The sequence below is a fragment of the Sinomonas terricola genome (genome assembly GCF_034931225.1).
GTDB lineage: Bacteria > Actinomycetota > Actinomycetes > Actinomycetales > Micrococcaceae > Sinomonas > Sinomonas terricola.
The window spans coordinates 149,116-160,788 of record NZ_JAYGGQ010000006.1 but is presented as its reverse complement, the minus strand read 5'-3'; the positions used below and the strand labels follow the sequence as shown (position 1 = coordinate 160,788).

General features: G+C 66.6%; 11 protein-coding genes. 3 read left to right on the top strand and 8 right to left on the bottom strand.

What is annotated here, in order from left to right:
* Positions 1-14: 14 nt before the first annotated feature.
* The gene (locus SPF06_RS10135; protein WP_323278928.1) at positions 15-896 is read right to left on the bottom strand and encodes an SDR family oxidoreductase; all 882 of its coding nucleotides are present in this window, start codon (positions 894-896) and stop codon (positions 15-17) included.
* Between the two features lie 89 nt (positions 897-985).
* Here SPF06_RS10135 and SPF06_RS10130 point away from each other — a divergent pair, with 89 nt between their 5' ends.
* From SPF06_RS10130 to SPF06_RS10120, 3 genes are all read left to right on the top strand, one after another.
* Positions 986-1,576 carry a TetR/AcrR family transcriptional regulator gene (locus SPF06_RS10130; RefSeq protein WP_323278927.1) on the top strand — a complete coding sequence of 197 codons (591 nt, stop codon included), beginning with the start codon at positions 986-988 and terminating at the stop codon, positions 1,574-1,576.
* A gap of 29 nt (positions 1,577-1,605) precedes the next feature.
* Entirely contained in the window at positions 1,606-3,117 is a 1,512-nt protein-coding gene (locus tag SPF06_RS10125; RefSeq protein WP_323278926.1) for an alpha-amylase, read from the top strand.
* Between the two features lie 105 nt (positions 3,118-3,222).
* The gene (locus SPF06_RS10120) at positions 3,223-3,870 is read left to right on the top strand and encodes a TrmH family RNA methyltransferase (protein ID WP_323278924.1); all 648 of its coding nucleotides are present in this window, start codon (positions 3,223-3,225) and stop codon (positions 3,868-3,870) included.
* A gap of 10 nt (positions 3,871-3,880) precedes the next feature.
* On the opposite strand, the gene SPF06_RS10115 is transcribed toward SPF06_RS10120, so the two are convergent.
* Genes SPF06_RS10115 through SPF06_RS10085 form a run of 7 tightly spaced genes read right to left on the bottom strand, consistent with a single transcriptional unit; the run spans position 3,881 to position 11,196 of the window.
* Positions 3,881-4,252, bottom strand: a complete 372-nt coding sequence (locus tag SPF06_RS10115; RefSeq protein WP_323278923.1) for a hypothetical protein — start codon at positions 4,250-4,252, stop codon at positions 3,881-3,883.
* A gap of 30 nt (positions 4,253-4,282) precedes the next feature.
* Positions 4,283-5,623, bottom strand: a complete 1,341-nt coding sequence (locus SPF06_RS10110; RefSeq protein WP_323278922.1) for a NosD domain-containing protein — start codon at positions 5,621-5,623, stop codon at positions 4,283-4,285.
* A 29-nt stretch (positions 5,624-5,652) separates the two neighbouring features.
* The gene (locus SPF06_RS10105; RefSeq protein ID WP_323278921.1) at positions 5,653-6,996 is read right to left on the bottom strand and encodes a glycoside hydrolase family 32 protein; all 1,344 of its coding nucleotides are present in this window, start codon (positions 6,994-6,996) and stop codon (positions 5,653-5,655) included.
* Between the two features lie 39 nt (positions 6,997-7,035).
* Positions 7,036-8,079 (bottom strand): LacI family DNA-binding transcriptional regulator, encoded by a 1,044-nt coding sequence (locus tag SPF06_RS10100; protein WP_428985748.1) that lies wholly within the window; start codon positions 8,077-8,079, stop codon positions 7,036-7,038.
* A 53-nt stretch (positions 8,080-8,132) separates the two neighbouring features.
* On the bottom strand, positions 8,133-8,972 hold the full coding sequence (locus tag SPF06_RS10095) for a carbohydrate ABC transporter permease (RefSeq protein ID WP_323278919.1): 840 nt from the start codon (positions 8,970-8,972) through the stop codon (positions 8,133-8,135).
* Entirely contained in the window at positions 8,969-9,925 is a 957-nt protein-coding gene (locus SPF06_RS10090) for a carbohydrate ABC transporter permease (RefSeq protein WP_323278918.1), read from the bottom strand. The genes SPF06_RS10095 and SPF06_RS10090 overlap by 4 nt, the downstream gene beginning before the upstream one ends.
* Positions 9,925-11,196, bottom strand: a complete 1,272-nt coding sequence (locus tag SPF06_RS10085; RefSeq protein ID WP_323278917.1) for an ABC transporter substrate-binding protein — start codon at positions 11,194-11,196, stop codon at positions 9,925-9,927. Before SPF06_RS10085 ends, SPF06_RS10090 begins: the two co-directional genes overlap by 1 nt.
* Positions 11,197-11,673 lie beyond the last annotated feature (477 nt).

Here is an 11,673-nt window from a genome sequence, read left to right as displayed (position 1 = left end):
CGCATGTCCTGGCCTCACGCGAAATAGTGGCCCTTGCCGAGGTCCTCGATAAGTCCTGGCTGGAACGGCTGCCACGGGAGCAGATCACGGGTGAGCATGCTGGAGGCGGGCTGGTCAACAGCGAGGATCCCGCCCAGGAAGCCGAATTGCGTGGCCGGGACCGCGCCGGTCGGCACCCCGAGGTGGCGGCCGATGACCTCGGCGATATCCCGGATGGGCACGCCTTCGTCGCCGACAGCGTGGAGCACGGATCCCGCCGGTGCCTGCTCCACGGCCAAGCGGAACAGGTGAGCGGCGTCCAGCACGTGCACGGCGGGCCAGCGGCTGGACCCATCTCCCACGTAGCCGGAGACGCCTGTGTCGCGGGCCCTTGCGATCAGGCGCGGCAGGAACCCGTGTCGGTCGCCTTCGCCGTGCACGCTCCGGGGCAGCCGCACGACGACGGAGCGGACTCCGCGGTCCGCCATGGCCAAGAGCGCCTGGGCGTTGGCCTCACGACCGGCCGCCGGCGAGTTGGACGTGCTCCTGTCGCGCTCAGTCGCGAGCCGGCCCGGTACGGCGGGCGTCCCGGAGGCGATAGCCAGGGGCTTGCCCGACCCCTGGAGCGCGGCGCCCAAGGCGCTGATTGCAGCCGAGTCGGCCCTCACCGAGGCCTCGAAGTCGGTGAAGTCGTGGATGAATGCTAGGTGGACCACGCCGTCGCACTCGGCGGCCCCAGCGCGGAGGGCGTCCAGGTCGCTCAGGTCGGCGCGCAGCACCTCGCCACCCAAGTCGAGGACGCTCGCAGCGGAGGCCTGCGACCTTGCCAACCCGAGGACTTGATGGCCAGCCGCGATGAGCTCCGGGATGAGGGCTGAACCTATCCACCCGGACGGGCCAGTGACGAAGATGCGCATGAAGGAACCTCCCGAGGAGTGTGATGTCAGTTGCTGACATCACAAGTCTAGACGTGATGTCAGCTGCTGTCATCACCTATCATCGAGGTATGGGTCGATGGGAGCCGAACGCGCGGGGACGTCTGGCGCAGGCCGCGCTGACGCTCTACGCCGAGCAGGGGTTCGACAAGACAACCGTTGCGGAGATCGCCGCGCGGGCCGGACTGAGCGAACGCACCTTTTTCCGGCATTTCGCCGACAAGCGCGAAGTCCTGTTCTACGGCACGGAGATGGCGCAGGAACTGCTCGCGAGGACCGTCGCGGAGGCACCTGCCTCGGCGACACCCATGGATGCCGTGGGCGCAGCGCTCGAAGCGGTGGGTGCCGTGCTCCAGGAGGACCCGGAGCGCGTGAGGCTGCGCGACGCGGTCGTGTCCACGAACACGGAGCTGAGGGAGCGCGAATTGATCAAGCTCTCCGCCTTCGCCTCGGTCATGTCCGAGGCGCTGCGGGCCCGCGGGGTCCCTGAGCCAACCGCGAGCCTGGCCGCCGAGCAGGGGATCGCCGTCTTCAAGGTCGCGTTCGCGGGCTGGGTCCGCGAATCACGCCAGAAGGACCTGCTCAGCATCCTCCGCGAATCGATGGTGCAGGCGAAGGGCGTGCTGAGCGTATCAACAACGGCAGTCAAAGACCTTGACTGATGTGACGAACGTCGCCCAGAGTGGGGGCCGTGCCGGAATCACGACGCCGCCGCGCGGCTTCTGCCCTTAAACCACTCGCCCTCGCCGCCACGATCGCCGCCGCCTTCTCGTTCCTCGCCGCCCCACCGGCCGGCGCCGACCCGGGCGCCCCGCCCCTGCACTCAGCCGCTGACCAGAACTCGCCACAGCACTTCAAGGACGTCATCGCGAACCTGTGGGAATGGAACTGGCCGTCGGTCGCGAAGGAATGCACGGACGTCCTCGGCCCGAACGGCTATGCCGGCGTCCAGGTCGCGCCCCCGCAGGACTCGCTGGCGCGCGACGGCCACCCCTGGTGGGAGGTGTACCAGCCGGTCGACTACGGCCTCACGAGCCGCATGGGCAACGAGGAGCAGTTCAAGGCCATGGTCTCCGCGTGCCGCGCGGCTGGCGTCAAGGTCTACGTCGACGCGGTCATCAACCACACGACCGGCCAAGGCGACCTCTCATACGGCGGTGTTTCGTACACCCACTACAGCTACCCCGACTACGGCTACGCGGACTTCCACCACTACCCGGCCGACTGCCCCGAGCCGGACAACGGGATCCACGATTGGAACGGCTTCCAAGAAGTCACGCACTGCGAGCTCCTCGGGCTTGCGGACCTCCGCACTGAATCCGATTCGGTGCGCTCGACGCTCGCCGGGTATCTCAACAAGTTGATCGGCTACGGCGTTTCGGGCTTCCGCGTCGATGCCGCGAAGCACATCGGCCAGACGGACCTCGCGGCTTTGGAGGCCCGGCTGCGCAACACCGTCGACGGCGACCGTCCGTACATGGCGCTCGAGGTGTTCCCCGGGAGCACGGGCCAGCTCGCGCCCGAGGCGTTCGAGGGGCAGGGATCGCTGCTCGGCTTCGACACGGCCTACGAGCTCAAGTCCGCCTTCACGGGCAGCATCGCCGCGCTCAAGGGATTCGGCGCAGGCTTGCTGCCTTCGGGCAAGGAGCTCGCGTTCGTCCAGAACCACGACACCGAGCGCAACGGCTCCACCCTGAGCTACAAGGACGCCGCGACGAACGTCCTCGCGACGCAGTTCCTTCTCGCGAGCGGCTACGGCACGCCGCAGGTCTACTCCGCCTTCAGGTTCAACGGCGGGGACGACTCGCCGCCCTCGGACACGAACGGCTACGTGACCGACACGGACTGCGCGACGACGTGGGCGTGCGTCGACCGCGAACCTGCGATCCTGCACATGGTCGCGTGGCACAACGCCGCCGCGGGTGCCGACGTCGCCAATTGGTACGACGACGGCGCGAACCTCATTGCGTTCAGCCGCGCCAACAAGGCGTGGGTCGCGATCAATAACGGCGGCGCTTCGGCCCCCCTCCACGTTCACACCGGGATGCCGCCGGGGACGTACTGCGACGTCATCAGCGGAGCATCGGTGAACGGCGCGTGCACAGGAGGGACCGTGACCGTTGACTCGCTCGGCTTTGCGTCGGTGAGCGTCCCCGCTAAGGGCTCGCTCGCGTTCACCCTTGGGGATCGTGTCCGCGGGTAGACCGCGGACCGGAGTGGTGTTCTTCTTGAAATGTCACGCTCTAAACCGAGCTTAGAGCGTGACTATCCTGAAGCAGGTGACCTCTCATCCCTCTACGCTGGATCGGTGACAGAAGAGCGCGAAGACGAACGGCGTGAGCACGAGGTAGGCGTCGGCCCGTGGAGGGGTCCTTGGCCAGAGGGAGACCACTGGGACCACGAGCTCCTCGCGAGCGGCGACCGCCGCAACGTGCTGGACCGTTACCGCTACTGGAAGCACGAGGCGATCGTCGCCGAGCTGGACACCCGCCGCCACGAATTCCACGTCGCCATTGAGAATTGGCAGCACGACCTCAACATCGGGACCGTCGTGCGCACCGCGAATGCGTTCCTCGCCAAAGAGGTGCACATCATCGGACGACGGCGATGGAACCGTCGCGGCGCAATGGTCACCGACCGCTACCAGCACATCCGGCATCACGCGACTGTCGAGGACTTCGTCTCGTGGGCACGGTCGGAGGATCTGGCGATTCTCGGCGTCGACATCTTCCCGGACTCCGTACCGCTCGAGACCTACGAGCTGCCCCGCCGCTGCGTCCTCGTCTTCGGGCAGGAAGGCCCGGGCCTGACCCCGGAGGTGCACGCCGCGGCGCAGGCCACGCTCTCGATAGAGCAATTCGGCTCAACCCGCTCCATCAACGCCGCCTCGGCCGCAGCCATCGCGATGCACGCGTGGATCCGGCGATGGGTCTTCGGGCAGGTGCCGAAGGCCTGAGGGGCTCCGGTCAGCGCGCGGCCCGGAACGCCGGTCGGAATCGCAGGGCGGACCACACGTCGTCGAGCGAGACCTGCCGCACCGGATCGATGCCCTGGGCCACGAGCTCCTGGGCAAGGAGGTCGCGATTGAGGTCGGTGCCGAGCTGTTTCGCCTTGGGGTATGCGAACCATGCGAGACGATCGTCGAGCGCCGCCTGCACGCCGGGGGAGCCGTGAGCCGTGAGTTCGGCCCGATTTGTCACGAAGACCACGACGGCGCTCGCCGATGCGGCGTCGTCCGTCTGGGTGAACGGCCCGGTGAGCCCATGCCCGTCGGCTGGCGGGTTCACAACGGCGACGACGGCGTCCGGTTTGATCTGAAGCTTCTGCCAGAGTTCCACCGACCCAGTATGTCTTCCATTTGAGGGCGGCTAGAAGCCGATTGTCGGTGTGGGCCTCAACGCGTTGACCGTCCGATCTGCGACGACCTGGGTCTCGCTCCCGGAATCAAGAATCGTATTTCGAGCCGATTCGGAATCGACCATCACCGTTGTCACCGCGAGGCCGTCCGCGGCCTCGGTGGTCAAGAGGGCGTCCACCTGAGCCGAGTAGCATGAGTCGTTCGACGTGGTCCGAACGTCCATCGCCACCACATGGTTGTTGGAGACGAAGTTGCCAGCGCCCGCCACGAGCCGGATGACGACGGGCCTTGCGCCCTGCGGACGGATGCGCTGCGAGTCGATGATCTGGGAAAAGTGGTTGCCGACAACGGAGTTGTTGCTGCCGCTGATGCGGAGGAGCCCGTTGAGGTCGTCCAGACCGTTGTCGACTCCGAAAAATGGCGTCCAGGGCTCATGGTCACGCAAGAAATGATTCGTGGCCACGAGGATTTCCGAGCTATTCGCGGCAAGAACCACCATGCCGGGGTAGAACGAATGCAGACGGTTGTTCGTGACGCTTGACCGCGTCACGCCGTCAAGGTGGACGCTGCTCGCACCGCGGGGAAAGACGTTGTTCGCGGTGATGAGGAGCCCGCCGTGGTTCTCGGCGTAGATCGAGTGACCCTTGAAGCCGGCTCCAATCAAGTTGTCGGTGATCTTTGACGCCTGCCCCCACCCGCGCAGCTCGATGCAGCTTCCGCATTCGGCGATGAAGTTGTCGTGAACGGAAAGCGCGTCCGCGTGGTAGATCGTGAGAGCGTTCTCGAGGTAGACGAACCCCATTCCTGCCACCCGGAACGAGTCATTGGCATTCGCGACATAGATGCCGGTCTTGCCGTTGACATAGGTGTTCTCCGGATGCAGCTCCGAGCCATCCGAGGTGAAATGCACCCCATCGATGCAGAAGTCGGAGAATTCGACCGAGCTGATGCGCGGGCTCCCGGTTCGCTCGACGTAGAAGGCGGCTCCCTGGGATTCCTCCTCGTCGCCGGTGAGGGGAATGTCGACGAGAATGCGACTTCCTCCGGGCCACAGCTCATGCAAGTCGGGCCATTCGTCGTCGGGAACGTTGAACCGGATGCTCGACGACGTAAAGCCATGCCCCGAGCCATGGATCCTGAGGAAGCTGACGTCGATCACCACCTGCGTGCGAAGGTGGTAGTCCCCGGGCGGAATGTAGATCACCGCGCCCGGCTTTCCTCCGTTGTTCGCGTCGGCGACAGTCTGCCGGTCCTTGATGTCGGCGAGGATGCTGTTGATGACTTCGCCGATGTCGTCAAACGGATTGCCGACGGGCCACGCCGTCACGTCGTAGTGATTGTTGCTTGACATGCGTTCTTCCCTTTGCGGTGTGACGGAGCTCAGCCGAGTGTGTAGACCGTGCCATCGGCGCCCCGGGACGCAAGCGTGGCGCCTCCCTCTCGGGGTGCCGGGAACGCGAGTGCGCCGAAGGAGCCGATGATTTCGACGACGGGACCGTCGACGACGACTCTCACCGGGCCGCTGCACGGCACGGACCACTGCCCGGCGTCGGAGGTCGCCGTCAGGCTGCTTCCCTCGGGCCCTCGGGTCCGCTCGAGCCGGAACACATTCCGAATGCCCTCGTCGAGGGAGAGGCTGCCTCCGTGCGACCATTCGACGTCGAACGCGCCACCGACTGGCATCTCGCGCTCCTCGAGTGCCGCGAGCGGCTCGCCGTAGCCCCGGCGGCCCGCGAGGCTCAGCGGGAGGCGGACTTCGAGCCGGTCTCCGATGAGCGCGAGCTCATGCGGCAGGCTGTGCGCGCCAGCCCATCCCGCGCCTGGGTCGGAGACGTTGCGAAGCCAGTAGACGATCCCCGGCTTGCCTGCCTTGTCGCGGTAGACCGAACCGGCGTAGTAGGAGGGGCCATAGGTGAGCCGACGCCAGGGCGTCTCGGCGACGAAGCGCCCGTCGACAATGTCCCCGAGGGCGTAGGCCTCGTAGTGGGGGCGCATCGGCTCCCAGACGGAGACGAGCAATGCCCACTTCTCACCGACGCGGATTGCCTGGGGACATTCCCATACGGAGCCGGTCCACACGCCGTCGTCCTCGCTCGAGCGGCGCGACGCGAACACGCCATCGTAGCGCCACGCGGACAGGTCGTCGGAGGTCCACGCGTAGGCGACCGCGGTCCCGTCGGGGCGGCCGGAGCCGATGATCATGCGCCAGGCGGCGCCGTCGTGGAAGACCAAGGGATCCCGGAACGCGACCGATTCCTCGCCTTCGGGGAGTTCGGCGACGACAGGGCCCTTCACCCAGCCCTCCCAGCTGACGCCGCTGCCCGGGGCCGGACGCGCGGTGCGGGCCCTGCCGATCTCGAAGGCGTCGTCATCGACCGACGTGTAGAACAGGGTGGCATTCCCGCCGGGCCCCGTCGCGATGCTGCCCGACCAGCAGCCGCCGTCGCCCTCTCCCGGCTCGAGGGCAATGGGCCCGACCTGCCAGGTGAGGAGGTCGTCGGACGTGGCGTGGCCCCACCGGCACTGCGGGGCCCAGTCGGCGGACCCGGGGACATGCTGGTAGAAGAGGTGGTACCGGCCGCTGTGGAAGGTCAGTCCCAGAGGATCGTTGATCCATCCCGAGGGGGATGTGAAGTGGAAGGCCGGGCGCGAGAGCTGGCGTTCCGTCGCGCTGCTGTGGTCGACGGCGACAGGGCTTTCGTCGGTCGCGGAATGCTGTGGCATGAAAGTCTCTCTGTGGATCGTGACGTGTCGTCGGGCTTCTCAGGCCTGCCGGGGAGGGGCGACCGAGTCTCGGGGCACGAGCGGGCAGGGAAGCAGGACGGGCTCGAAGGGCCCCGCAGGGCGGTCGCTTCCCTCGGCGAGCATCTCGGCCGCGGTCTCGAGCGCCCAGGCACCCATCTCGTAGTGGGGCAGGGCGACCGTGGTCAGGGCGGGGAAGATGTTGGCCGCGATGATCTCCTGGTTGTCGAAACCGACGATGGAGATGTCCTGCGGGATCCGCAGCCCGAGTTCGCGGCAGGCGCGGTAGGCGCCCATGGCCATGCGGTCGTTGTAGCAGAAGAGGGCCGTCGGCTGGGAGCGGGCGATGATCTGCTTCGCCAGCTCGTAGCCTTCCGCGGTTTCCGATACCGTCTCGCCCACGAGGTTCTCGTCGTACGGGATGCGGCTTTCGGCGAGGACCTGCCGGTAGGCGGCCAAGCGCCCATGGGTGGCGGGGACGTCGTCGTCGTTGTTCAGGAAGGCGATCCGGCGGTGCCCGGCCTCGACGAGGTGCCGCACGGCGGCGACGCCGCCTCCGACCTCATCGGGCACGACGGCGGGGAGCGCGCCCGCGCCGTCCGTGGCGTCGATGAGGACAGCGGGCACGGCGCCCAGGTTCGGGGGGAGCGTGATCCTGCGGTGGTACATGGTGGCGTACAAGATCGCATCGACCTGCCGGTCGAGGAGTGCCTGCACGTCCGCCTGGTGCGCCGTGACGCCGTCGCCCCTCTCGGTGCTCACGATGACCAAGGTGAGGCCATGGGCGCGCGCGGCCTCCTGGGCCCCGAGAATGATCCTGCCCGCGTGGGGCGTGGTCGCGATCTCCTCGCTCAGGAGCCCAATGAGTCCCGAGCGTCGGGTCCGCAGGGCCTGCGCGACCCGGTTGGGCCCGTAGCCAAGCGACTTCGCGGCCTCGCGGACGCGGTTCCTGGTCTCCTCGGCCACGCGGGTGTGCGGGGTCTCGTTGAGCACATGCGAGACCGTCGTCACGGAGACGCCCGCAAGCTTGGCCACATCTCGGATGCCCGCCGTCTTCACACGGATCCCTTCCCCGGGTTCTCCATGGCGTGATTATTCCTTTCAACCGGCGCGGGGCGTCAGCCCTTGACCGCGCCGAGGGTGAGTCCGGCGACGATGCGCCGCTGGAGGAGGAGGGTCAGCAGGATCACGGGGACCGAGTAGACGACCGCGAGCGCCGTCATCGAGCCCCAGTCCAAGCCGAACTGGGTCTGGAAGTTGGCGATCACCACTGGCGTGGTCTGCGCCCGGACTGCAGTGAGGAGCAGGGCGAAGAGGAACTCGTTCCAGGAGGCCAGGAAGGCAAAGATCGCGGTCACGGCGACACCTCCCGATGCCACCGGGATGACGACGCGCCAGAGCGCGCCGAGACGGGAGCAGCCGTCGATCTTCGCCGCCTCTTCGAGGTCTGACGGGACCGCCTCGAAGAAGCTGGACATGAGCCAGATCGAAAGCGGCAGCGAAATGGTCGTGTGGGCGATGGCGAGAGCGATCGAGGTATCTGACAGTCCCAGATTGTGGAAGATCGAGAGCATCGGGACGCCGATCACGATCGGCGGGACCATGCGGGTCACGAGGGCCGCGACGATGAAGAAGCGGCCCGTCCGGGTCTTGTAGCGGACCACCGCGTACGCAGCGGGCAGCCCCAGCGCGAGCGAGAACAGCGTGCTCAGCGAAGCCGTGACGACACTGTTGACGAACGACGCGATGACGCCGCCCTTCGAGAGCGCTGCGACGTAGTTGGCCACGGTCCACTGGCTCGGGAGCACCTTCGGCGGAACCGCGATGGTCTCAAGCGGCGACTTGAAAGACGTCAGCAGCATGTACAGGAAGGGGAAGCCGTACAGGAGCACGACCGCGGCGAGCAGGATCCAGAGGATCGTCTTCGAGCTGAGCTTGCGGACTTCGAGCCCGTTCATGGCTTCTCCTCACTTCCGGGGCGCCAGATCGAGAGGATCGCGACGAGCGCGACCGCCAGCATGACGACGAGGTACACCGTGCCCATCGCGCTCGCCAGGCCGGGGTCGCCGAAGCGGACCATGGTCCGGTAGATCAGGAGCGAGAGGGTCTCGGTGCTGGACTGGGGCCCGCCGTTGGTCTGGATGAGGATGACGTCGAAGGCCCTGGCGGCGTCGATCCCGCGCACGATGAGGGCGACGGCGATGACCGGGCGCAGGAGCGGCAGGAGGATCCGGAACAGGATGGTCGGGTACCGGGCGCCGTCGATGCGGGCCGCCTCGATCACATCGCCGGGGATGTTCTGCAAGCCGGCGAACAGCACGAGCGTGATGAACGACGTCGTGAGCCAGACGTCCGGAATGGCGACCGAGAACAGGGCGATGTTCGGGTTGGACAGCCACTGGACGTCCGAGCTCGAGTGCATGATGCCGACTCTGGTCAGCAGCTCATTCACGATGCCGAAATTGTCGATCAGCAGGAACCGCCACAGGAGGCCCGCCACGATCGGGGCGATCATGAGCGGGTAGAGGAACACCGTCCTGAAGACCCGGGACGCATTGCCCAGGGCCGAGAAGACGAGCGCCACGGCCAGGCCGAGGACGAACTCGAGCGTCACGACGATCACTGCGTACAGCAGGGTCCGCCACGATGCGTTGAGGAAGTCCGCGTCCTGGAACAGCCGGACGTAGTTCCCGAAGCCGACGAACTCCCGCGAGCCTCCGGCGATCGGTGCGATCTTGAAGAACCCGTCGACGACGAACTGCACGAGCGGCCAGCCGATGAAGACGGCCAGGAACGCCCCGGCGGGCAGCATCAGCAGGGCCGCGAAGCGGCGGTCGGTCAGGCGGGTCCGGGATTTCCTTCCGGCGGACCGGCGCGGGTGGCCCGTGAGGCCACCCGCGCGGTCCACCACTACTTGACTAGCGATTGGACCTGCTCCTTCGCAGCGTTCAGCAGGGCCTGGTCATCGGCCCCCGGCTGGAGGGACTTCTGGATCATCGGGACGAGGACGGTGTCTACGATCTGCTGCCACTTGGGCGTTGCCGGCCGCGGGATCGTGTTCGGGGCGTTGAGCGTGTCGATGAGCGGCTTGTAGTTCTCGTAGCCGCTCTGGTTCTCGTACTTCGCGAACGCCGACTTGCGGGCCACGAGGCCAAGGGAGGTCTGGGCCGACAGCTCATTGTGGTCGTACGCGAACTTCAGGAAGTCCGTTGCGGTCTGCTGCTGCCCGCTGGCCTTGGGCACCGAGAGGTACCACGCGCCCGGGACGCCGGCGACACCGCCGGGGCCTGCGATCATCTGGGCGACGCCCACCTTGCCATTGACGGCTGCGTCCTTGGGGATGGAGCGGTACTCGTGGCCCCAGAACAGCGACATGGCGGTCTTGCCCTGGTTGAAGAGGTTCTGGGCCGCGGCCCAGTCGACCTGCGCTGCGCCCGGAGGGGCGTACTTGGCCAGGCCATCATCGAACTGGAGGGCCTTGAGGCTGTTCGCGTCGCCGAGCGAGACCTTCGACCCGTCGGGGCTGAGGACCATGGTCTGCTCGCCGGTCTGCGAGAGCATCGCGAGATACTCCGTCTCGACCGCGCCCTTCATGTCCGTGCCGTACATCCCATCCTTGGTGAAGAAGGCGGCGGCATCCATGTACTGCTGCCACGTCGTCGGCGGCTTGAGGTCATAGCCGTACTTGGCCTTGAAGGCAGCCTGGTTGGCCGGGTCGTTGAAGAGGTCTTTGCGGTAGTAGAGGACCTCCGAGTTGGTCCATACCGGCATGCCGATGTACTTCCCGCCGACGTTCGCCTCCTTGACGAGGGACGGGAAGAGGTCACCTTTCACGTCGTCAGTGAAGAGGCTGTCCAGCGGGGTGACACCGTCCTTGAACGCGGACAGCCAGACCGCATCCATCGCGGCGACGTCGAAGGAGACGCTGCCGGAGGTGAACTCGCTGTTGAGCCTGTTGTACAGGCCGTCATACGGGAGCTCGACGAAGGAGACCTTCGTGCCCGTTTCCTTCGTGAACTCGTCCGCGATCGGCTGGAGCTCGGCGTGGCCGCCGGCCTCCACGAGGACCGTGATGGACTTTCCCGACGCCGACGACGTGCTGCCGCCTACGCCGCAGCCGCTCATCGCGATGGCGGCCGTCGTGGCGAGCGCTGCCGCCACGGCGATTTTCTTGCGAAGCATCCTTACTCCGAATCTTCCTCTGCAGCTTGATCACTGCTCTGTGCGAACTTCAGGGGGACGGGACGTCTTGGAAAAACGTATTGGCAAAACGTCTTGGCAAGACGCTAGAGCTGCCGGAAGCGGACCGTCAAGTGCCAAAACCGGCCAAAATCTTCGTCGATCCGGCCAAACTCTTTTGGCCCCCAGGTGGCCTCTGAGCACGGTTGACGGCTCTCTTTCCCGTCCCTAAAGTGACGCATGCCACAGACAAATCGTTTTGGCATTTTGGCACTCGGAAGGATGTCATGCCATCTAAGACCGCGCCGTCGTCGCCACGGGCTTGGGCCAGACGGGAAGTGCTGCAAGTGGCCGTGCTATCCCTCGCTGCCGTTCCGCTGGCTGCGGCTGCGACCACACCGGCAGCGGCCGCGAGCGTACCCGCAGCCCCCGCAACGGAATCGGCCCCTTCGGCTGCTGACTACCGGAACATCATCGGCG